Origin of the sequence: Sphingomonas sp. dw_22 (genome assembly GCF_018449795.1) — a bacterium.
Taxonomy (GTDB): domain Bacteria; phylum Pseudomonadota; class Alphaproteobacteria; order Sphingomonadales; family Sphingomonadaceae; genus Sphingomonas.
Genome location: NZ_JAAVVE010000018.1, coordinates 36838 through 58716, shown reverse-complemented (window position 1 = coordinate 58716; position 21879 = coordinate 36838). Strand labels below are relative to the sequence as shown.

The window sequence follows — 21879 nt, the reverse complement described above, 5'->3', positions numbered from 1 at the left end:
TATAAGCTCATTCCGACAACGCTGACATAACAGTGGGAGAGGGATCATGACCATCAGCCGCCGCGCATTTGCGGCTCCGCTCATCGCGCTTGCATTCTGCCTGGCCGCCGCGCCCGTCACCGCGCAACAGGCGCCCGCCGCCCAGCCCTGGGCCAATGCCGGCCTCGATCCCGATGCCCTCGCCCGGCTCGTCCTCGCGCAGATGACCGAGGACGAGAAGCTGACGCTGGTGTTCGGCTATTTCGGCACCGATTTTCCGGGCAAGGACTTCAAGGCCCCGCCCGAGGCGCGGCCCGGCTCGGCCGGCTATGTCCCCGGCATTCCCCGTCTCGGCATCCCGGCGCAGTGGCAGACCGATGCCGGCATCGGCGTGGCGACCCAGGGCGGCGCGGCGCGGAAGCGCGAGCGCACCGCCCTCCCCTCCGGCCTCGCCACCACCGCCACCTGGGATCCCGATCTCGCCTTCAAAGGCGGCGCGATGATCGGCGCCGAGGCACGCGCATCGGGCTTCAACGTGATGCTGGCGGGCGGCGTCGACCTGATGCGCGAGCCGCGCAACGGCCGGAACTTCGAATATGGCGGCGAGGATCCGCTGCTCGCCGGCACGATGGTCGGCGCGCAGATCGCCGGGATCCAGTCGAACCACATCATCTCGACGGTGAAGCATTATGCGATCAACGATCAGGAAACCGATCGCGACACCGGCAATTCGATCATCGACCCCGTCGCCGCGCGGATGAGCGACCTGCTCGCCTTCCAGATCGCGATCGAGAAGTCGAACCCGGGCTCGGTGATGTGCTCGTACAATCGCGTGAACGGCACCCATGCCTGCGAGCATCCCTGGCTGCTGACCCAGGTGCTGCGCAAGGACTGGGGCTGGCAGGGCTTTGTGATGTCGGACTGGGGCGCGACCCACTCCACCGTCGCCGCCGCCAATGCCGGGCTGGAGCAGGATTCGGGCTTCCCGTTCGACAAGGAACCCTATTTCGGCGCCCCGCTGAAGGCCGCGATCGCCAAGGGCGAGGTAAGCCCCGCCCGGCTGGACGAGATGACCACGCGCATCCTGCGCTCGATGTTCGCCCACGGGCTGTTCGATCACCCCGTCACCGAAGCGCCGATGGACCTCGCCCCCGAAATGCTGGCGAAGCACGCCGACGTGACCCGCGCCGATGCCGAGGACGCCACGGTCCTGCTCAAGAACGACCGCGCGATCTTGCCGCTCTCGCCGTCGGTCAAGTCGATCGTCGTGATCGGCGGCCATGCCGACAAGGGCGTGCTCGCGGGCAGCGGCTCGTCGCTGGTCTATCCGGTCGGCGGCAATGCGGCGCCGGGCAGCGGACCGGCGGCATGGCCAGGGCCGGTGATGTACTATCCCTCCTCGCCGCTGGAGGCGATCAAACGCCAGGCGCCCAACGCCAGGGTGATCTACATCGACGGCAGCGATCCCGCCGCGGCGGCCGCCGCCGCGAAGGGCGCCGACGTCGCCCTGGTCTTCGCCACGCAATGGGCCGGCGAATCCTTCGACGTCTCGCTGACGCTCAAGGGCCAGGACGCGCTGGTCTCCGCCGTCGCCGCCGCCAATCCGAAGACGGTGGTGGTGCTGGAGACCGGCGGCCCGGTGTTCACGCCCTGGGCCGATCAGGCCGCCGGTATCCTGGAAGCCTGGTATCCCGGCACCGCGGGCGGCGATGCCATCGCCAATGTGTTGTTCGGCAAGGTGAACCCCTCGGGCCACCTCCCCGCCAGCTTCCCGCGCAGCCTCGATCAGCTTCCCAAGCCCTCCGAGCCCAACACCGGCGACACGACCTATAGCGAGGGCGCGACGGTCGGCTATAAATGGTTCGATGCGAAGGGCAGCGCGCCGCAATTCGCTTTCGGCCACGGCCTGTCCTACACCAGCTTCGCCTATTCGGGTCTGCGCGCCCGCGCCGCGGACGGCAGCGTCACGGTCAGCTTCACGGTGCGCAACACCGGTAAGCGCCAGGGCAAGGACGTGGCGCAGGTCTATGTCGCGGGCAGCGGCTGGGAAGCGCCGAAGCGGCTCGGCGCCTTCAGGAAGCTCGATCTCGCCCCCGGCGCCTCGACGCAGGTGACGCTCGCGATCGATCCGCGCCTGCTCGCGGTGTTCGACGGGCCTGCGAACGCCTGGAAGATCGCGCCCGGCACCTATCAGGTGCTGCTCGGCCATTCCTCCCGCGACATCGCCCAGACGGTATCGGTCAACGTGCCTGCTCGGACACTCCCGGTTGGCTGGAGGCCCTAAAGCGCCAGCCGCCGCCCCTCCCGGGCGCTCTGCCGCGCCAGCTCGATGATCCTGAGCCCGGTCAGCGCATCGGCCGGATCGACCGGCGGCGGCGCGCGCTCGGCAATCGCGGCGGCGACGCCCGCGTAGAAGCGCCGATAGTCGCCGCGCTCGGAGGGGATCGTCTCGCGCGTACCATCGGGCAGCGTCAGCACGCCATATTGCGCCGGATCCTCGATGCCATGCTCCGGGTCCGCCACGCTGCCGCCCGCACGCAAGGCGGCCTCCTGCGGATCGAGCCCGTATTTGACGAAGCTCCCCTGCCGCCCATGGATGCCGAAGCGTGGACGCGGCGCAGCCACGAGCCGCGACGAAGCGAGGATCACCCGGCGGATGCCGTAATGCAGCGTCAGCGCGAAATAATCGTCCACCTCGCCGCCCGCGCGCTGCACCTCCAGATCGGCGCTCAGCGCCTCGGGCGCGCCGAACAGCACCAGCACCTGATCGATCAGATGCGGCCCCAGATCGGGAAGCTGGCCCGATCCCGCCGCGATCGATTCCTTCCAGGGCTGGGCCAGCTCGGGCCGGAAACGGTCCCAATGCGCCTCGTACAGCAGGATCTCGCCCAGCCGCCCGCTCTCCACCAGCGCCCGCACCGCCAGGAAATCGCTGTCCCAGCGGCGATTGTGGAACGGGCACAGCACCAGCCCGCGCGCCCTGGCCAGTTCGATCAGCTCGGCGGCCTCGGCCGGGCTGGTGGCGAAGGGCTTGTCGATCACGACATGCTTGCCCGCCTCCAGCGCCGCCCTGGCGAGCGGGAAATGCGTGTCGTTGGGCGTCGAGATCGCCACCAGCGCGATGTCCGGATCGGCGATCAGCGCCTCGGGCGTGGTCACGGCGGCATGCGGATAGGCGGCACGCACCGCATCGGCCTTGCTGGTGGCGATCGCCGCGAGCTCCAGCCCGGGCACCGCATCGATCAGCGGCGCATGGAACGCCGTGCCGCCAAGGCCAAAGCCGATCACTCCGGTACGGATCATGGGGCTGCTCCTCTTTCGCCGCTGGGCCGTCCGCTCTATGCGGGCGCATGACCTTTCCAATCGACGCCGTGCGCGGGCAATTCAAGGCGCTTTCCGACGAATCCCGCATCTATTTCGACGCGCCCGGCGGCACCCAGATCTGCACCCCCGCGGTCGAGCGGATGGTGGCGCACCTCGCGAGCGGCACGGCCAATTCGGGCGGCGCCTTCCGCACCTCGATCGAGACCGACGCGCTGAGCGACCAGGCCCATGCCGCGATGGCCGACCTGCTCGGCGGCGCACCGCACGAAATCGCGTTCGGCCCGAACATGACCTCGCTCACCTTCGCGGTCTCGCGCGCGCTGGCGCAGGACTGGCAGCCGGGTGACGAGATCGTGCTGACCCGGCTCGACCACGACGCGAATGTCTCGCCCTGGCTGCGCGCCGCGGCGGACAAGGGCGTGACGGTGCGCTGGCTCGATTTCGCCCCCGAAACCGGCGCCTGGAAGCTCGACGAACTGGCCGGCCTGCTCGGCCCCCGCACCCGCCTCGTCGCGCTCGGCATGGCAAGCAACGCGCTCGGCACGATCAATCCGGTAGCCGAGGCGATCCGCATCGTCCGCGCCCATTCGCAGGCGCTGGTCTATGTCGATGCGGTGCAATCGGTGCCGCACATCGTTACCGACGTCACCGCGCTCGGCGCCGATTTCCTCGCCTGCTCGCCCTATAAATTCTTCGGCCCGCACCAGGGCGTGCTGTGGGTGCGCGGCGATCTGGTCGAGCGGATCGATGCCTATCGCGTCCGCCCCGCCTCCAGCGAAGGCGCCCACCGCTTCGAGACCGGCACGCCTTCGTTCGAGGGGCAGGCCGCGGTGCTCGGCACGGTAGAATATCTCGAATGGCTCGGCGCCCGCCTCGATCCCCAGGCCAACAGCCGGCGGGCAAAGCTGGTCGCCGCGATGCAGGGCGCCACCGCCTATGAGCATGATATCGGCACCCGCCTGCTCGCCGGCCTCACGTCCATCCCCGGCCTGCGCCTGTGGGGGGCGCCGACGATGGAGGGGCGCGTGCCCACCTTCTCCTTCATGATCGAAGGCCATCATCCCGATGCGATCGCCAAGCATCTCGCATCGCGCGAAATCCATGCCTGGTCGGGCAATTTCTACGCCGTCGAAGTGATCGACCGGCTCGGCCTGGCCGAAAGCGGCGGCCTGCTCCGCGTGGGGCTGTGCCATTACAACACCGCCGATGAAGTCGACCGGCTGATCGCGGCGCTGCGCGAACTCTAAAATCCTCCCCGTACCGGGGAGGATCATCAAAGTCCTCAAATCGCGTATTTCGCCCGCTGCGGCCGCTCGAGCATCGCGTTCGCCGCATCGTCGCCGATGAACTTTTCGGCCTTGGGATCCCACTTCAAACGCCGCCCGGTCTTCATCGCAATGTGATGGAGCAGGCAGGTCGAGCAGGCCCGATGGCCGATCTCGGCCGGCGCGCTCACCGGCACACCCTTCAGGATCGCATCAAGCCAGTTGCGGTGCTGCTCGGCCGATTTGTAGAGATGCACTTCGTTCGGCCCGATCACGCTGTCGAGGATCTTGGGATCGCTCGCCAGCAGCGGCACGTCGGCGGCCTTGGCCGGGTCCGAAGACGAGACCTGTCCCGTGCGCGTCACGAAGATCCAGCCCTTGTCGCCGATGAACTTCACCCCGTTGGGCAGCGCGCCCGAGATCGTCATCGTCACGCCATTGGCATAGCGCGCATGCGTCTCGAACGGCCCGTGCACGTCCCAAAGCCCGCTCTTGGGGAACTCCGCGGTGCCCCAGATCTCGACCGGCCCCGAATGCTCCATGTCCATGCCCCAATGGGCGATGTCGACATGGTGCGCGCCCCAGCCGGTAATCATGCCCGCGCCGAACTGCTCCATGCGCAGCCAGCCCGGCCGATCCTCGAAGCTGTTCTGCGGATGGACGCGGATCTCGGTGTAATAGACTTCCGGCGTCGTCCCCAGCCAGGCGTCGTAATTGAGGTTGGACGGGATCGGCATCTCGGCCGCCTCCGGCCCGGAGGGATCGCCCGGCAGGCCGATCTCGACCTGCTTCAGCTTGCCGATCCGCCCGTTGCGCACCAGCTCGCAGGCGCGATGGAATTGCGGCCAGGGCTCCTGCCCGCGCTGTTGAGATCCGATCTGAAGTATCCTGCCCGAAGCCTTGACGGCATCGGCCATTTTCCGCCCCTCGGCAATCGTCAGCGAGGCCGGCTTCTGGCAATAGACATGCTTGCCCGCCCCCACCGCATGGACCGCGAGCGGCGCATGCTGGTGATCCGGCGTCGAGATCAGGACGGCATCGATGTCCTTGCTCGCCAGCAGTTCGCGATAATCGGTATAGCCGCGCGTGCCGGAGTAGTTCTTGCCGGTGCTCGCGGCATAGCGGCTGTCGACCAGCTGCATCCCCGCGCCCAGCCGCTTGGTATCGAGGTCGCACACCGCGACGATCTGCGCGTCGGCATGCTTGTGGATTTCCTTCATGTCGTGGATGCGGCTGATCCGCCCCACCCCGATCGCCCCGATCGCGACCCGGTTCGACGGTGCGTTCTGGCCGAACACGCTCGACGGCACGATCGTCGGCGCCACTACCGCGGCAATGGCGCCGCCCTTGATGAGCCCGCGGCGCGAAATCCCCTGCTTCATGGCAAATCCCCCTGTCAGGCCGAAACCGGCCGCGTTGCATTCTTCTGGGCGGTGAGGACCAGCTCGGCGGCGAGCAGCGCCTGGTCCTGATCCTGGGCAAGGCTAGTACGCTCGACGATGTCGGTCACGAATTGCGGGCCGAACGGCAGATGCACCTTCGAGCAGTCGACATATTGAACGCCCTTCCTGTCGGCGATCAGCAGGTGATTGCCGCCCGGACGCCCGGCGATGTCGACATATTTCCGGAGCTCGATGTACCCTTCGGTGCCGAGCAGGAAGAGCCGCCCGTCGCCCCAGGTCGGCAGGCCGTCAGGCGTGAACCAGTCCACCCGGATATAGCCGGTGCCGCCGTTGCCGGTGGCGATCATGTCGCCGAAATCCTCGAACTCGGGCTTGTCGTGCCAGTTGAGGTTGCCGGTCTGCGAGGCGACGACATGCGCCCGGGTGGTCTTGGTGTAATAAAGGAACTGGTCGGCCTGGTGGCTGCCGATATCGGTCAGGATGCCGCCATAGCGCGCCTTGTCCCAGAACCAGTCGGGCCGGCTGGCGGGGCTGATCCGGTGCGGGGCGATGTTGATCGTCTGGACGACCTTGCCGATCCGCCCTTCATCGACAAGCTGCCCGGCATGGACCGAGGCGCGCGATTCCAGCCGCTCGGAATACATGATCGCGAACTTGCGGCCGGTCTCCTTCACCGCCTTTCGCACCTCGGCGAGCTGCGCGAGCGTGGTGATCGCCGGCTTGTCGCCCAGATAATCCTTGCCCGCGCGCATCACCCGGATGCCGAGCGGCGCGCGCAGATCGGGAATCGGCGCCCCGGCGACCAGCAGGATCGACTTGTCGTCCAGTATCTCCGCCTCGCTGCGCGCCAGCTTCACGTCGTTGCCGTAGCGCTTGCGGAAGGTGGCGATCTGCCCCGGATCGGTGGCGTGGAAGGCCGCCAGCGTGCCGCCGCCGCGGATCACCGCATCGGTCATGCCATAGATATGCGCGTGATCCAGCCCGATCACGCCGAACCTGATGCGGTGCCTGGCCTCGGGCTCCGGCCCCGCCGGCGCCTGCTGCTCCGAGGGCGCATTGCCCTGCGCGGTGGACTGGGCGAGCAGCGCATCGGGCATCGTCGCGGCAAAGCCCGCCAGTCCGGCCCCGGTCAGTATCGAGCGGCGATCCATACTCTCTCCTCAGTTCTTCGGGGTCGCGGGAGTCTTCCAGTTGATGACGTGATAAATGGCCGGCGTGGTGCCGACATTCTTCAGCGCATGTTCCGAATTGCTGGCGTTGAAGATCACCGAGCCGGGGCCGAGCCGCTCCCATTTGCCGCCGGACAGCGTCTCGACCGTCCCCTGGTCGATGATGACCAGCTCCTCGTTCGGATGCTTGTGCGGCGGGTGCGAGGCGAGGCCGGGATTGAGCGTGGTGACGTGCATCTCCAGCTCATCGAGCGTCGCGGTGGGCTGGCGGACCAGGTTGCGGATCGCCCCGACATCCGTCTGCTTGACCGGCATCTTCTCCCAATCGAACACCGCCGGGCCGAGCTTGTCGTGCGTCTGCGCCACCGCGCCCGCCGCCACGGTGCAGAGCGCCGCGCCCAGCGCTATCGTCACGTCCCGGCGTGTGATCCCCATCGCATCCCTCCTGATTCGCGCGGGTTCAGGCCGCGTCGTTCACAGCGAGCTTAGCGCATAATTTCGAGACGGAAACCCTATTTGTCTGAGAATATTGCCACAGCCCGGCCAAGGGCGGACGGGCGGGTTCGCGAAGACGCATTACCCGGCAACGGCGAAACATGATCGTCGCTGCGAAAAGCCGGCAAGATCCGCCCGCCCCGGCCGTTTACCGGGATGAGCCCGGCATTCCGCGCGGATGCCAGGCCCGGGTTGCTTGGGGTAACGCGCATCCGCTTGGCCTCGCCCTCGACCGGCTTGCTCCGGCCGGGGGCGAGAGCGATTCAGTGCAGCGAGACGCCGGTCCCGCCGCGTACCGGCTTCGCCCGCCCCGCCGAGACCGCGAAGAAGCACAGCACGCCATAGCAAAGCGCCGGCACGATCAGCGCGAAGGCATAGCCGTGCGACCCCGACACCGCGCCCACCAGCAGCGGCACGAAAGCGCCGCCGATGATCGCGGTGCACAGCAGCCCCGACGTCGCCTCCTCGCTCGCACTGGAGCGTTCGAGCGTCAGCGTGAAGATGACGGGGAACATGATCGAGTTGAACAGCCCGATCGCCAGCGCGACGAAGCCCGCCGTCACCCCGCCCACCACGAAGACATAGAGGCACATCGCCGCCGCGATCGCAGTGAACACCGTCAGCAGGCGCGCCGCGTTGAACCGCGCCAGCAGCGCCGAACCGATCGCCCGCCCCACCATCGCGCCGCCCCAATAGAAGGCAACGGCCTTGCCCGCTTCCTGGAGCGAGACGCCCGCAATCCCGTCGCTGCCCATCGCAAGCCCGAGCAGCGGCACGCCGAACGGCGCGTCGGACTGGCCCCACACCGCGTTGGAATTGAGGAACAGCGCCATCTGCGATCCGATCGACACTTCGGCGCCGACATAGAGGAAGATCGCCAGCCCGCCGAACAGCGCCCATTTCGACGAAAAGGCATCGGCGATCAGCGCGCCCAGGCTACCCCGCGCCTCCAGCGAAGACGGCGGCGCGGCCTGGGTGACGACGCGCCGGCTGAGGAAGAAGAACACCGCCAGCGCCGCGATCAGCCCGCAGATCCAGAAATAGGCCGAATCGATCCCCGCCAGCGCGTCCGCCCGCACCGCCTCGGTGATGACGGTCCCCGGCTTCACCTCGACGCCCTTCAGGAACAGGTGCGCCCCCAGCAGCGGCCCGATGAAGGTGCCCAGCGAATTGAAGGTCTGGCTGAGCGTCAGCCGCAAATGGCTGCGGCTCGGGTCGCCCAGCGCGGCGGCAAGCGGGTTCGCCGCCACCTGGAGCACGGTGATCCCGCTCGCCAGGATGAACAGCCCGAGCAGCACCAGGGTGAAGATCGCCAGGTTCGCCGCGACCAGCATCACCAGGCAGCCCGCGATCATCATGCACAAAGCGGTCAGGATCGTCGGGATCGACTTCAATCGCGCCAGCAGCGCCGCCGCGGGGAACGAAGCGACGCCGTAAGCGATGAAGAAGGCGAAGGTGGCCAACTGCGCCTGGAGGTCGGTAAGCGTGAAGATGCCCTTCACCGCCGCCACCAGCGGATCGATCAGCGAGGTGATGAAACCCCATGCGAAGAACAGCGTCGTGACGGCGGCGAACGCCAGCGTCGTCTGTGTCGATCGTGCGGATGCCAAAGCTGCTCTCCCCTGCATGTCTTTCTCGTTGTGGCGCGACAACGCCCGACAACGTTGCCATTGTCAAGCAGTGCAGATGCGTGTTTCGCGCTCGCGCTTATGCCCCGGCTTCGCTTATTAGGGGCTTGGATTCAGCATCCGCTGTGTAATTTGGGAGCCGCGTAAAGGCTATGGGCGTAATCGATCGAAACAACCGCATGATGCGAAACACTATTGCCGGAACGCTGGCAGTAACGCTGGTCTGCGGCCCGCTGCTCGCGCAAAATGTGCCGGCGCCCGCTCCCACGCCCGCGGCGCCGCTGATCCAGCAGGTCGTGCCGCCCCCGCCGCCGGTCATCCCCCTGCCCGTGCTGAGCGCCGCCCAGGCGACACAGGTCGCCACGCTGCTCGCCGATTCGGGCTTCGCACAGGGCCTGCGCCACGACGGCACCGCCGCGCCGCTGCCCGGCGACAATGCCGCCCTGGTCGGCGCCGTGCTCGATTATGCCCGTGCGGTGCATTCGGGCCGGCTCGACACCAGCGATTTCCAGGAGGATTGGGGCCTGCGCCCCGCGCCCTATGATCCGCTCCCCGGCTTCGCCGACGCGGTGAAGCGCGATCGCATCGCCGCCTGGCTGCGCTCGCTGCCGCCGCCCTATGCCGGCTATGACGGCCTGCAAAAGGGACTCGCCACCTATCGCGACATCGAGGCGAAGGGCGGCTGGACCAAGCTCCCCGCCGGCCCCGACATGGGGTTAGGCGCCAGCGGCCCCCGCGTCGCCGCGCTGCGCAAGCGCCTGGCGGTCGAGGATCCCGACGTCATCGCCACCGGCGACAAGTTCGACAAGGAGCTTCAGGAAGCCGTGGTCCGCGCCCAGAAGCGCTACGGCCTCAATCCCAGCGGAATCGTCTCCACCGGCACGCTGGGCGCGCTCAACGTCCCCGCCGCCGATCGCGTCCGCCAGATCATGGCGAACATGGAGCGCTGGCGCTGGCTGCCGCAGGAGCTTCCCGCCAAGCGCATCCAGGTCAACATCGCCGCCGCGGTGCTGACCGTGTTCGAGGGCGATGCCCCGATCGCCTCGATGAAGGCCGTCACCGGCCGTCCCGGCAACGAGACGCCGATGCTCCAGTCGCGCATCCATTCGATCGTGCTCAATCCGCCCTGGAACGTCCCCACCAGCATCGCCGCCAAGGAACTATGGCCCAAGGGCGAGGCGTATCTGAAGCGCAACAACTACAAGATCATCGGCACCGGCGCCAACCGCCGCCTCCAGCAGCAGGCCGGACCGACCAGCGCGCTGGGCCGCTACAAGTTCGATTTCGCCAATCCCTATGCGGTCTATCTCCACGATACGCCCGTCCAGGCCGGCTTCTCAAGCTTCAGCCGCCTTTCCAGCCATGGCTGCGTCCGCCTGGAAAAGCCCGGTCCGCTCGCCCAGCTCCTGCTGCGCAACGACCCCGCCTGGCAGCCGGATGCGATCGATGCCGCCGTCGCCACGGGCAAGACGCAGCGCGTGCCCTTGCAGGAGCAGGACCAGGTCGCGGTCTATCTCCTCTATTGGACGGCATTCGCCAGCGCGAACGGCACGATGAACTTCCGCGCCGATCCCTATGGCTGGGACGGCACGCTGGCCGCCAAGGTCGAGAAGCGCTCCGCCATCACGGCCGCCGCCGTCGCCGCACGTTAACAGGGAAGGAAATCCATGAAGCTCCACACTATCGCGCTCCTCGCCGCCGCCGGCCTCTCGCTCGCCGCCTGCGGCCACAAGGATGAGGAAGCCGGTCCGGACGCGAACCTGACCAACATCACCGTGCCGGAAGACACCGCCGCCAATTTCGTGGTCGAGACGCCCACGCCCGAGCCGACCGTCAACACCGTGGAGGCGACGCCTGCCCCGCCGGTCGCGGTCACGCCCGACGAGCAGACCCAGGACGATGCCGACGCCACCGGCATGACCGCCCGCGTCTCGCGCGACGAGGGCGAGGAAAGCGGCAAGCCCGCCCAATAAGCCGAACGCCGTGCCGCCCGCCGGACAGCCGCGCGGGCGGCGCCCTCTCCTCCCGAACGGGTCCGCCGCCATGAGAAAGCTCCTCCTCGCCGCGGCCCTGCTCGCGACCGGCGCCTGCACCGCCACCCGCCATCCGCCGCAGGACGACATGGCGCTGCACCGCAAGCTGCTGACGCTCGACACCCATCTCGACACGCCGGTCCATTTCGCCCGGCCCGGCTGGGATTTCGGCACGCGGCACAGCTATGAGAGCGATCTCGCCCAGGTCGATCTCGGGCGAATGGATGCGGGCGATCTCGATGGCGGCTTCTTCGTCATCTACACCGCGCAAGGCCCGCTGACCCCGCAGGGCTATGCCGATGCCAGGGCGTTCGCCTTCAAGCGGCTCGGCGAGATCGAGGCGACGCTCGCCAAATTCCCCGATCGCATCGCGCTCGCGACGAAGGCGAGCGATGCCGCCCGGATCGATCGCGCGGGCAAGCGCTTCGCCTATATCAGCATCGAGAACAGCTATCCGCTCGGCGAAGACCTGTCGCTGCTGAGCGAATTCTACCGGCGCGGCGTGCGCCTCGCGAGCCCGGTGCATTTCCGCGCCAACCAGTTCGCCGACAGCGCCACCGACAAGCCCAGATGGAACGGCCTGAGCCCACTCGGCCGCGATTGGGTGAAGGAGATGAACCGGCTCGGCATGGTGCTAGACGCCAGCCATGCCTCGGACGCGGTGCTCGATCAGATGATCGCGCTCTCGCGCACCCCGGTCCTGCTCTCGCATTCCGGCCCGCGCGCGATGTGGGATCACCCGCGCAACCTCGACGACGATCATATCCGCAAGCTCGCCGCCTCGGGCGGGGCGATCTGCATGAACAGCGCCTATCTCTCGGAGATGCGCTCCACGCCTGAACGAAACGCGCTGCCCGATGTCGAGCAGATGGCCGAAATGTCGCCGGCCGAGCAGGTGAAGCTGACGGCGGACACGCGCGCGCTCGATCGCACCCAGCCGGTCCAGGCCGCCGATTTCGAGACCTATATGCGCGGGCTCCTCCACCTGATCCAGGTGGCGGGCGTCGATCATGTCTGCTTCGGCGCGGATTGGGATGGCGGCGGCGGCGTGAAGGGCTTCGAGGACATCGACGCGCTGCCCAAGGTCACCGCCCGCTTGCGCGCCGCCGGCTATGGCGAGGCCGACTTGCAGAAGATGTGGAGCGGCAACGTCCTGCGCCTGTTGCGCATCGCCGAAGCGCGCAAGGGCCGCTGACCCGGCATGCCGGCACGATGATCCGCCGCCCGCGCCTGCTCCTGTTCGCCTTCGGGGACTTCGCGTTCAATCTCTACTGGCAGAGCATCATGCTCTTCCTGCTGTTCTACTACACCGAGGCGCTGAACCTCCCGGTGGAGACCGCCGCGACGATCTACACCATCGCGACGATCTGGGACGGCATCGCCAATTTCGTCGCGGGCACGCTCGCCGACCGGCGTGAGGCGGGGCGGCATTACGGCAAGGTGCTGATGCTCGGCAGCCTGCCGCTCGGCATCGCCTGCGTGCTCACCTATCTGCCGCCGCCGGTCTCCGGCTTCTGGGGCATCGCCTTCGTGCTGGCGGGGCATTTGCTGTTCCGCACCGCCTATGCCGCGGTGAACATCCCCTATCTGGCGATGTCCGCGCGGATCAGCAGCGACAGCAAGGATCGCGCCTTCATCGCCGGCATGCGGATGCTGTTCGGCACGCTCGCCTGGATTGTCGTCGCGCGCGGCACCGTGCCGATCGGCGCATGGCTGGGCGGCGGCACGGTCGAGGCGAAAGCCTATCTCGGCGCCGCGATCCTGTTTGCGGTCGTCGGCACCGCGATCCTGCTGCTGATCGGCGCTTCCTATCGCGAGGCCGCCGTCTCCCCGCCCACCCAGCGCCCCTCGATCGCCGCGAGCCTGCGCAGCCTCGCCGCCAATCGCGCCTTCGTGACGCTGAACCTCGCCATGATGGCGATGATCGTCGCCGTCACCGTGCTCAACAAATCGGTGCTCTATTATTTCAAGTACTTCCTGGGCGATGAGGATGCCGGCCAGACCGCGCTCGCCTGGATGGGGCTGGTCAGCGCCGTGGCGGTGCCGGCCTGGATGTTCCTCCAGCGCCGCATCGGCACCCGCGCGCTGTGGTTCCTCGCCGCCTCGCTCTGCATGGCCGGGCTGGTGGTCTTCGCCTCGATCCGCATCGATCGCGCGGGGGTGATGCAATTCTATCTGGTCGCGATGCAGGCGATGATCGTCGGGCTGCACTTCGTCTTCTGGGCGATGCTGCCCAACACGATCGAATATGGCGAGCGCACCACCGGGCTGCGGGTAGAAGGCGCGGTGTTCGGCCTGGCGGCGCTGCTCCAGCGCATCGCGATCGGCATCGCCACCGCGATCATCGGCTTCGGCTTCGGATCGGCGGGCTATGTCGCCAATGTCCACCAGAGCGACGCCACGCTCGCGATCATGCGCTGGACGATCGCCATCGCCCCGCTGGGTTTCCTGGCGCTGTCCTGCGCGCTGATGCTGCTCAATCCGCTCGGCCGGGGCGCCCATGCCCGCATCGTGCGCGAGATGGAGGGCGGATAGGGCGGCCAAACCTCCATCGTCACCCCGGCCGAAGTGCCGGGGTCCACTCATCCTCGAACGAGCCCCTTTAAGCTTCGAGCGGCTCTCCCAGCATCCCGGTGGACCCCGGCACTTCGGCCGGGGTGACGGACGAGGAGCATCGGCGCCCTTCGCGCCGAATGCCGATCAACTCAGGCCGGCTGGTCCGCGTCGTAGACGATCCGTACCTTGCCCGCCGCCGCTGTCGCCACGCGTCGCGCGGCATCGACATCCTCCGCCAACGCCAGCGCCACGCCCATCCGGCGGTTCGTCCGCGTCACCGGCTTGGCGAAGATGCGCACGTCCACCGCATCGCCCGGCTCCGCCAGCGCCTCGGCGAGCCCTTCATAATGAAAAGCATCAGCATCCCGGTCCGCCAGGATCACCGCCGATGCTGCCGCTCCGAGCAGCTTCGGCTCGGGTACCGGCAGGCCCAGGATCGCGCGGGCATGCAGGTCGAACTCGCTCAGATCCTGCGAGATCAGCGTCACCATCCCGGTATCGTGCGGGCGCGGCGACAGCTCGGAGAAGATCACCGCCTCGCCCTTCACGAAGAACTCCACCCCGAACAGCCCATAGCCGCCCAGATCGTCGACCACTTTCCGCGCCATGTCCTGCGCCTGGACAAGCGCCGCGCCCGACATCGCCGCCGGTTGCCAGGATTCCTGATAATCCCCCCGCTCCTGCCGATGGCCGATCGGCGCGCAGAAGCGGATGCCCTCCCGCGTACGGACGGTGAGCAGGGTGATCTCGTAATCGAAGTCGATGAACTGCTCGACGATCACGCGGCGGCGATCCCCCCGCATGTTCGCGACGGCATAGTCCCAGGCCCGGTCGATCTCCTCCGCCGCACGGACGGTGCTCTGGCCCTTGCCCGACGAGGACATGACCGGCTTCACCACGCAGGGCACACCCACATGCGCGACCGCGGCGCGCGCCTCCTCCAGGCTCTCGGCATAGAGGTAGCGCGAGGTGGTAAGCCCCAGTTCGACCGCCGCGACTTCGCGGATGCGGTCGCGGTTCATCGTCATCTGGGTCGCGCGTGCCGAGGGAACGACGGTCACGCCCGCCTTCTCCACTTCGGCCAGCACCTCGGTACGGATCGCCTCGACCTCGGGCACGACGAAATCGGGCCGGTGCCGCTCGATCGCCTCGCGCAGCCGATCCGCATCGAGCATCGAGAAGACCTCGCACGCATCCGCCATCTGCATCGCCGGCGCGCCTGCATAGCTGTCGCACGCCACGACATAGGCGCCCAGCCGCTTGGCGGAGATGACGAACTCCCGCCCAAGCTCGCCCGAGCCGAGCAGCAGGATCTTGGCAGTGAATGACATGGGGTCCGCCTCTCGCGTGAATCAGGATGCGGGCTTCTCGCGAAGCGCGCGGCCGATGTCGAGAGGCAGACTGCCCTCACCCTTCCCACCGCCTCCGGCGGCGGGCCCCTTCCCTCTCCCGATGGGAGAGGGAGGGAGCGGCGAAGCCGCGGAAGGGTGAGGGCGGTTCTGGAATTAAGCCCGCGCCAGCTCGAAACTCCCCCGCACCCCTTCCGTCTCCGCCGAAGGCGCGATCCACACGTCGAACTTGCCCGGCTCCACTATCGGCTTGTTCTCCCGTCCGATGAACAGCAGATTGTCGCGCCGCAACCGGAACGTCACCACCTCGGACGCCCCCGGCGCCAGCGCCACCTTGCGGAACGCCTTCAGCTCGCGCACCGGCCGCGTCACGCTGGCGACGCGATCGTGCGTATAAAGCTGCACGACCTCCTCCACCGCCCGGCTGCCCCGGTTGGTCACCTTGGCGCTCACCACCAGCTCGCCGTCCCACGCCATGCTCGGCGCCACCGACAGCCCCGAATATTCGATCCGGCCATAGGTCAGCCCATGCCCGAACGGGAACAAGGCCGAGTTCGGAATCCCGCGATAATGCGCCTTGTAGGGCTGGAGGTCGCCGGGCGGATTGGGCCGCCCGGTCGGCTTGTGCGCATAGCTGTAGGGCTGCTGCCCCGGCGAGCGCGGAAAACTGCACGGCAGCCGGCCGGTGGGCGAATAGTCGCCGAACAGCACGTCCGCGATCGCATGGCCGCTCTCGGACCCCAGGAACCACGTCACGAGGATCGCCGGCGCCTGCACCACCGCGCCCGCCAGCGCCAGCGCGCGGCCGTTCTTGAGCACCACCACCACCGGCTTGCCCACCGCCGCCACTGCCTCGGCCAACGCCATCTGCGGCGCGGGCACGACGATCTCGGCCCGCGACTGCGCCTCGCCCGACAGGTTCTCGCTCTCGCCGATCGCGAGCAGCACCACGTCCGCAGCCCGCGCCGCCGCCACCGCCGCCTCGATCCCGCCCGGCACCGGCGCCTCGACGCCCGAGCCCTCGACCACCGTCACCAGCCCCTTGTCGGCCACCGCCGCCTTCACGCCGGTCGCCAGGTCCACCGCCTGGCCATTGTCGCCATAGACGACCCACGGCCCGTTGATGTCGTGCTGGCCCGAGGCGAACGGCCCGATGATCGCGATCCGCTTGCCGGCCTTGGGCAAGGGCAGCAGGTCGCCCTCGTTCTTCAGCATCACGATCGACTTGCGCCCCGCCTCGCGCGCCAGCGCCAGCGTCGGCTTCGTCCGCGACCGCGCCTTCTCGCGCTTCACGTCAATGCGGCGAAACGGATCGTCGAACAGCCCGAGCCGCGCCTTCATCGCCAGCACCCGCCGCACCGAAGCATCCATCCGCGCCACCGGCACCTCTCCCTTCTCGACCAGATCGGGCAAATGATCGCGGTAGAAGCCGCTGGTCATGCTCATATCCACGCCCGCCAGGAAGGCGAGCTTCGCCGCCTCGCGCGCATCCGCCGCGAAGCCATGATCGATCATCTCCATGTCGCCGGTATAATCCGACACCACGAAGCCCTGATACGCCCACTCCCCGCGCAGCACCTCTTCCATCAGCCAGCCATTGCCGGTGGAAGGCACCCCCGAAATCTCGTTGAACGAGGCCATGAACGACAGCACCCCGGCATCGAGCGCGGCCTTGAACGGCGGCAGATAGACCTCCCGCAGCGTCCGCTCGGAAATATCGACCGTATTGTAATCGAGCCCCGCCTCCGCCGCGCCATAGGCCGCGAAATGCTTGGCGCAGGCCAGCATCGCGTCGTCGTCCTTCAGATCCTTGCCCTGGAAGCCGCGCACCCGCGCCTCGGCGATCAGCTCGCCCAGCAGCACATCCTCGCCCGCGCCCTCCATCGTCCGGCCCCAGCGCTGGTCGCGCGCGATGTCCACCATCGGCGCGAAGGTCCAGTCGATCCCGGCAGCCGCCGCCTCATAGGAAGCGGCCCGCGCAGTACGCTCGGCCAGCCCCGGCTCGAAGCTCGCCGCCTCGCCCACGGGCACCGGGAAGATCGTACGGTGGCCGTGGATCACGTCGGCGGCGAAGAGCAGCGGGATCTTGAGCCGCGATTGCGTCATGGCGGCAGTCTGCATCCGCCGCGCCATCTCGGCGCCGTTGCCGTTGAACACGCCGGTCAGCCTGCCCTGGCGCACTTCGTCGAGCTGCCCGTCGAAGCTCGGCCCGTTGCCCGCCGGATTGAGCGCAGTCGCCACGCCGCCGCCCCAGGCGGCCGGCATCAGGGTCAACTGCCCCGCCTTCTCGGCAAGCGTCATCCTGGCGATCAGCCCGTCGATAAAGGCGGGCACGGGCAGCGCCCCGGCCTGCCACAGCATGGCGCGCGCCGGATTGTGCATCCAAGCCGCGAACGCCCCGGCCCCCATCAGCGCCGCGCGTCGCGAGATCCTGGTGTCGAACATTGCAATTCCTCTCCTGGCGGCGCGCTTCCCACCCTGAAGCGCGATTGTATCAACTGATGGACCCGCGAAATCTTTTTGCTTGTGACCGCTAACCGTAACCGGTTACATACTCTTTGCGAAGCAAGGATTGCAATCGCCTACAGGGTCTGAAACGTAGCAAACATGCGTGGGACCGGAGAAGGGACTGAAATGGCCGAGGCCACCATCCGCGATGTCGCCCGCCGCGCCGAGGTTTCGGTCGCGTCGGTATCGCGCGCGCTCAACGGCCTGGACAATGTCCGCGCCGAGACGCGCGAGCGGGTGATCGCGGCGGCCAACGCGCTCGGCTATGTCCCCCATGCCGGCGCGCGCAGCCTCTCGCTCTCGCGCGCCCATGCGATCGGCGTGGTGCTGCCCGATCTCCACGGCGAGTTCTTCTCCGAATGCGTGCGCGGCATGGACCGCGAGGCGAGCCGGCGCGGCTATGTGCTGCTGCTCTCCAACATGCACGACGACAGCGAGCAGGCCGCGAACGCATTGCGCACCATGCACGGCCGGGTCGACGGGCTGCTGGTGATGGCGCCGCACATCCCGCCCGCCGCGCTCGAACGCGCGCTGCCGCGGACGCTGCCCGCCGTGCTCATCAACGCCCCCGGCGATTTCGGCACGCGCCCGTCGCTGCGCTTCGACAATTTCGCCGGCGCCGACGCGATCGTCCGCCACCTGGTCGAAAACAGCTATCGGCGCATCGTCCACATCGCCGGCCCCGAAGGCAATGTCGATGCCCAGGAGCGCGCCGAGGGCTATCGCCGCGCGATGGCGCGCCACGCCCCCGGCATCGAACCGCGCATCATCGGCGGCGACTTCAACGAGGAGACGGGTACCGCCGCCGCGCGCACGATCCTCGCCAGCGCCGAGCCGTGCGACGCCGTGTTCGCCGCCAACGACATGATGGCGCTCGGCTGCCTCCACGCGCTGCGCGCCGCCGGCAAACAGGTGCCCGGCGACATCGCCGTCGCCGGCTTCGATGACGTCCCCCTCGCCCGCTACATGGCGCTCACCACCGTCCGCGTCCGCATCGCCGAGATCGGCGCGCGCGCCGTCGCCCGCCTGATCGACCTGCTCGACGGCCGCGACACCGGCGAGCCCAGCGAGATCCACGTCCCCGAGCTCGTCGCCCGCGCCACCACCGCGCCCCACACGCCGAACGGAGCTTGAGGATGCACGCTGACGCCCATTTTTTCGCCGCGAATGTAACCGGTTTCACAACCAGGCCGGCGCCTGGTGGTGAGGTCGCTTGCATCCGGGGCGATTTCCGATCGGCAGAAGACCGTCATCCCGCCGGGATGACGGTTGTTCCTGTGATTTCACATCACGCCGCCGTCCGGCGCTTCACCCCCTCCCCGGTTACACCCCAACTCGGGGGCGGCGCTGCCCGTGCCGCCCCTGATTTTTTGGTGTAGGAAGGACAAGAACATGATCGATCGTCGCGCCCTTCTCTCGCGCGGTTCCGCGCTGCTCGCCGGATCGGCCCTGCCCGCCGGCGGCGCCGTTGCCGCGCCCGCCGGCCCCACCCTCCCCGCCTTCTACGAGGATCTGGAGAAGCGCACCTTCCGCTGGTTCTGGGAACTGGCCCGCCGCGACAACGGGCTGGTGCCCGATCGCCATCCCAGCCCCTCCTTCTGCAGCATCGCCTCGGTGGGCTTCGCGCTCACCGCCTATCCGATCGGCGTCGAGCGCGGCTGGATCACCCGCGCCGAGGCCCGCGACCTCACGCTCACTACGCTCCGCTTCTTCTGGGAAGCGCCGCAAGGCCCCGAACCGACCGGCAGGATCGGCCATAAGGGCTTCTTCTACCATTTCATCGACATGATAAGCGGCGCGCGCTTCCGCGACGTCGAGCTTTCCAGCGTCGACAGCACGATCCTGTTCATGGGCATCCTCTTCGCCGGCCGATATTATGACCGCGCCGATCCCGCCGAGCGGGAGATCCGCCGCCTCGCCGACGCCATCTATGCCCGCGCCGACTGGAACTTCTTCCGCTCGGACGGGCGCAAGGCGGTCTCGATGGGCTGGCATCCCGAGCGCGGCCTGATCCCGCGCAGCTGGGAGGGCTATAACGAGGGCATGTTCGTCTTCATCCTCGGGCTCGGCGCGCCCGAGCATGCGCTTCCGGCCGATAGCTGGGAGGCATGGATGGCCCCCTATCCCCAGAAGTGGCGCGGCGACGGCCCTACCCGCCATCTCGCCTTCGCGCCGCTGTTCGGCCACCAGTACAGCCACACATGGATCGATTTCCGCGGCATCCGCGATCGCGCGATGCGCGAGGCCGGCATGGATTATTTCGAGAACAGCCGCCGCGCCGCCTATGCCGATCGCGCCTATTGCATCGCCAATCCAATGCGCTGGGACGGCTATTCGAAGGACATCTGGGGCCTCACCGCCTGTGACGGCCCCGGCGGCTTCCGCCTGCCCTTCAAGGGGGAGACGCGCGAGTTCTTCAGCTATTCGGCGCGCGGCCCGCTCGGCCAGCCCGACGAGCGCGACGACGGCACGCTGGCCCCCACCGCCGCGCTGGGCTGCCTCCCCTTCGCCCCCGAGATCGTCATTCCCTGCGCCGAAGCGATGAAGCGCGACTATGGCGACCGGCTCTACGGCAGATACGGCTTCCTCGATTCGTTCAATCCCAGCTTCAAATATGCCGATGTCCGCCCCGAAAAGGGCAGCGTCGATCCGAAACAGGGATGGGTGGATGACGATTATCTCGGCATCGACCAGGGACCGATCCTGACGATGGCGGCCAATTACCGCAGCGATTTCGTCTGGAAGCACATGCGGGCCTCTCCCGCGATCCGAAAGGGCCTGAAGCGCGCAGGCTTCACCGGCGGCTGGCTGGCCTAAAAATCCTCCCCCAGCAAGCCGGGGGAGGATTTGGCTCACGCGGTTCAATCCACGTCACAACCGCCAACCCACTTGCAATGTAGGATTTCACCTGCAACGCCACGCAGGTTCTTTCTCATCGCGAATATACTGCACCCCGGTCTCGCGCACCCGCGCGCGGGCGTGCGCGCACGTGGGGCAGTCAAATGAGTCAACCAACAGGTATCCTGCTACCGCTCGCAGCCCCGACTCGCCGGATCATGGCAGCGCCGAAACATCGAGCGGAAGCGCAAGCTGGATCGCCTCCGCCGAGCGCTCGCGGATTCGCTGTGGCGCCGCGATCAGGCCATGCCTGGCAAGCGGGCCGCCCGGCGCCCACATCGTCGTGTAGAGGTTCAGGAAGTCCTGCAATCCCGGCACGGCCTTCAGATGCTGCTTCTTGATGTAGAGGTAGAGGCTGCGGACCCCCGGATATTTGCCGCTGGCGATGGTGTCGTAAACCGGCGCAATCCCGTCGATCGGCACGCCGTGCAGCCGGCTCGCATTCTCCTCCAGATAGGAATAGCCGAACAGGCCCAGCGCGTTCGGATTCTGCTCCAGCCCCTGGACGATGAGATTGTCGTCCTCCCCCTTCTCGACATAGGGGCCGTCGCTGCGGACGCGGTGGCAGGCATTGTCGAGCAGCGCGGGATCGGCGGCTTTCTTCAGTTCCTGCGCCGCGGGCATCGCCTCCAGGCAACCGGGCTCCAGCATCAGTTCCACGAAAGCGTCGCGCGTGCCGCTGGTCGATGGCGGACCCAGCACCTGGATCGGGATCGCCGGCAGCGCCGGATTGACGTCCTTCCAGGTCTTGGCGGTGTTCGGCTTGCCCATCGGGTTCGCCGCGAGCGCCAGATAGATGTCCTTCCTGCTGAGCTGGAGCTTCGGCCCGGCATTGCTTTCGGCGAGTACGATCCCGTCGAGCCCGATCGGAATCTCCAGGATCTCGCCGACGCCCTTGGCTTCGCATTTGTTGAACTCGGCGCGCTTCATCCGGCGCGAGGCATTATCGGGATATTGATAGCCCACGCCTTCGCAGAAACGGCTGATGCCGGCGCCGGTCCCGGTCGATTCGATCGCCGGCTCCTTGCGGCCGCTCTTCGCCTGGACGAACGCCTCCGCCACCGCCTTGGTGAAGGGATAGACGGTCGAGGATCCCGTCGCTCGAATCTCACGGGAGGAACCGCCGTCGCACGATGCGAGCGCGAATACCGCGCACGCCAGAAGACCAAGCCGGCCAAGCATCGCCGTTCCTCCCCGTTTTGGTTATGTATTGGGGGCGCAGAATACGCGCGTCCGTCGGGCCCTATTCTCCGGCAACTGGGTTACCCCCGT

The 21879-nt window shown here is 67.9% G+C and carries 16 protein-coding genes; 8 read left to right on the top strand and 8 right to left on the bottom strand.

The annotated features are described in order from the left end of the window. The first annotated feature begins 46 nt into the window (after positions 1–46). The gene (locus HB724_RS10310; RefSeq protein WP_213980844.1) at positions 47–2263 is read left to right on the top strand and encodes a glycoside hydrolase family 3 C-terminal domain-containing protein; all 2217 of its coding nucleotides are present in this window, start codon (positions 47–49) and stop codon (positions 2261–2263) included. Here HB724_RS10310 and HB724_RS10305 read toward each other — a convergent pair. Next, complete coding sequence (locus HB724_RS10305) at positions 2260–3282, bottom strand: oxidoreductase (protein ID WP_213980843.1); 1023 nt, start codon at positions 3280–3282, stop codon at positions 2260–2262. The two genes, HB724_RS10310 and HB724_RS10305, sit on opposite strands and share 4 nt — an antisense overlap. A gap of 47 nt (positions 3283–3329) precedes the next feature. Here HB724_RS10305 and HB724_RS10300 point away from each other — a divergent pair, with 47 nt between their 5' ends. Further along, complete coding sequence (locus HB724_RS10300; protein WP_213980842.1) at positions 3330–4550, top strand: cysteine desulfurase-like protein; 1221 nt, start codon at positions 3330–3332, stop codon at positions 4548–4550. A gap of 35 nt (positions 4551–4585) precedes the next feature. On the opposite strand, the gene HB724_RS10295 is transcribed toward HB724_RS10300, so the two are convergent. From HB724_RS10295 to HB724_RS10280, 4 genes are all read right to left on the bottom strand, one after another. Next, positions 4586–5950, bottom strand: coding sequence for a Gfo/Idh/MocA family oxidoreductase (locus HB724_RS10295; RefSeq protein ID WP_213980841.1), 1365 nt, complete (start codon positions 5948–5950; stop codon positions 4586–4588). A gap of 14 nt (positions 5951–5964) precedes the next feature. Next, positions 5965–7122 carry a Gfo/Idh/MocA family oxidoreductase gene (locus HB724_RS10290; RefSeq protein WP_213980840.1) on the bottom strand — a complete coding sequence of 386 codons (1158 nt, stop codon included), beginning with the start codon at positions 7120–7122 and terminating at the stop codon, positions 5965–5967. 9 nt (positions 7123–7131) lie between these two features. Continuing rightward, positions 7132–7575 carry a cupin domain-containing protein gene (locus tag HB724_RS10285; protein ID WP_213980839.1) on the bottom strand — a complete coding sequence of 148 codons (444 nt, stop codon included), beginning with the start codon at positions 7573–7575 and terminating at the stop codon, positions 7132–7134. Positions 7576–7898: 323 nt separating this feature from the next. Continuing rightward, complete coding sequence (locus HB724_RS10280; RefSeq protein ID WP_256731439.1) at positions 7899–9245, bottom strand: MFS transporter; 1347 nt, start codon at positions 9243–9245, stop codon at positions 7899–7901. A gap of 200 nt (positions 9246–9445) precedes the next feature. Between HB724_RS10280 and HB724_RS10275 the strand changes: the two genes are divergently transcribed. The 4 genes from HB724_RS10275 to HB724_RS10260 all read left to right on the top strand — a co-directional run bounded on the left by HB724_RS10275 (position 9446) and on the right by HB724_RS10260 (position 13831). Then, positions 9446–10915 (top strand): L,D-transpeptidase family protein, encoded by a 1470-nt coding sequence (locus HB724_RS10275; protein WP_256731438.1) that lies wholly within the window; start codon positions 9446–9448, stop codon positions 10913–10915. A 15-nt stretch (positions 10916–10930) separates the two neighbouring features. Then, positions 10931–11236: a hypothetical protein gene (locus tag HB724_RS10270; protein ID WP_213980836.1), complete on the top strand. Its 306-nt coding sequence runs from the start codon at positions 10931–10933 to the stop codon at positions 11234–11236. Positions 11237–11306: 70 nt separating this feature from the next. Beyond that, positions 11307–12491 carry a dipeptidase gene (locus tag HB724_RS10265; protein ID WP_213980835.1) on the top strand — a complete coding sequence of 395 codons (1185 nt, stop codon included), beginning with the start codon at positions 11307–11309 and terminating at the stop codon, positions 12489–12491. Between the two features lie 17 nt (positions 12492–12508). After that, positions 12509–13831 carry a glycoside-pentoside-hexuronide (GPH):cation symporter gene (locus HB724_RS10260; RefSeq protein WP_213980834.1) on the top strand — a complete coding sequence of 441 codons (1323 nt, stop codon included), beginning with the start codon at positions 12509–12511 and terminating at the stop codon, positions 13829–13831. 170 nt (positions 13832–14001) lie between these two features. Here HB724_RS10260 and purT read toward each other — a convergent pair whose 3' ends face one another. Together purT and HB724_RS10250 are read right to left on the bottom strand one after the other, a co-directional pair. After that, entirely contained in the window at positions 14002–15183 is a 1182-nt protein-coding gene (gene purT / locus HB724_RS10255; RefSeq protein ID WP_213980833.1) for a formate-dependent phosphoribosylglycinamide formyltransferase, read from the bottom strand. A gap of 174 nt (positions 15184–15357) precedes the next feature. Then, complete coding sequence (locus tag HB724_RS10250) at positions 15358–17646, bottom strand: glycoside hydrolase family 3 N-terminal domain-containing protein (RefSeq protein WP_213980832.1); 2289 nt, start codon at positions 17644–17646, stop codon at positions 15358–15360. A gap of 189 nt (positions 17647–17835) precedes the next feature. On the opposite strand from HB724_RS10250, the gene HB724_RS10245 reads away from it, so the two are divergent. Next, on the top strand, positions 17836–18843 hold the full coding sequence (locus HB724_RS10245; RefSeq protein ID WP_213980831.1) for a LacI family DNA-binding transcriptional regulator: 1008 nt from the start codon (positions 17836–17838) through the stop codon (positions 18841–18843). A gap of 258 nt (positions 18844–19101) precedes the next feature. Further along, entirely contained in the window at positions 19102–20526 is a 1425-nt protein-coding gene (locus HB724_RS10240; RefSeq protein ID WP_213980830.1) for a glucoamylase family protein, read from the top strand. Between the two features lie 237 nt (positions 20527–20763). On the opposite strand, the gene HB724_RS10235 is transcribed toward HB724_RS10240, so the two are convergent. Beyond that, entirely contained in the window at positions 20764–21789 is a 1026-nt protein-coding gene (locus HB724_RS10235) for a substrate-binding domain-containing protein (protein WP_213980829.1), read from the bottom strand. Positions 21790–21879: the final 90 nt, after the last annotated feature.

Bases quoted from the DNA above. Each gene is read 5' to 3' on its own strand.
- HB724_RS10310 (WP_213980844.1), top strand. From the start codon at position 47: ATGACCATCAGCCGCCGCGCATTTGCGGCTCCGCTCATCGCGCTTGCA.
- HB724_RS10305 (WP_213980843.1), bottom strand. From the start codon at position 3,282: ATGATCCGTACCGGAGTGATCGGCTTTGGCCTTGGCGGCACGGCGTTC.
- HB724_RS10300 (WP_213980842.1), top strand. From the start codon at position 3,330: ATGACCTTTCCAATCGACGCCGTGCGCGGGCAATTCAAGGCGCTTTCC.
- HB724_RS10295 (WP_213980841.1), bottom strand. From the start codon at position 5,950: ATGAAGCAGGGGATTTCGCGCCGCGGGCTCATCAAGGGCGGCGCCATT.
- HB724_RS10290 (WP_213980840.1), bottom strand. From the start codon at position 7,122: ATGGATCGCCGCTCGATACTGACCGGGGCCGGACTGGCGGGCTTTGCC.
- HB724_RS10285 (WP_213980839.1), bottom strand. From the start codon at position 7,575: ATGGGGATCACACGCCGGGACGTGACGATAGCGCTGGGCGCGGCGCTC.
- HB724_RS10275 (WP_256731438.1), top strand. From the start codon at position 9,446: ATGCGAAACACTATTGCCGGAACGCTGGCAGTAACGCTGGTCTGCGGC.
- HB724_RS10270 (WP_213980836.1), top strand. From the start codon at position 10,931: ATGAAGCTCCACACTATCGCGCTCCTCGCCGCCGCCGGCCTCTCGCTC.
- HB724_RS10265 (WP_213980835.1), top strand. From the start codon at position 11,307: ATGAGAAAGCTCCTCCTCGCCGCGGCCCTGCTCGCGACCGGCGCCTGC.
- HB724_RS10260 (WP_213980834.1), top strand. From the start codon at position 12,509: ATGATCCGCCGCCCGCGCCTGCTCCTGTTCGCCTTCGGGGACTTCGCG.
- purT (WP_213980833.1), bottom strand. From the start codon at position 15,183: ATGTCATTCACTGCCAAGATCCTGCTGCTCGGCTCGGGCGAGCTTGGG.
- HB724_RS10250 (WP_213980832.1), bottom strand. From the start codon at position 17,646: ATGTTCGACACCAGGATCTCGCGACGCGCGGCGCTGATGGGGGCCGGG.
- HB724_RS10245 (WP_213980831.1), top strand. From the start codon at position 17,836: ATGGCCGAGGCCACCATCCGCGATGTCGCCCGCCGCGCCGAGGTTTCG.
- HB724_RS10240 (WP_213980830.1), top strand. From the start codon at position 19,102: ATGATCGATCGTCGCGCCCTTCTCTCGCGCGGTTCCGCGCTGCTCGCC.
- HB724_RS10235 (WP_213980829.1), bottom strand. From the start codon at position 21,789: ATGCTTGGCCGGCTTGGTCTTCTGGCGTGCGCGGTATTCGCGCTCGCA.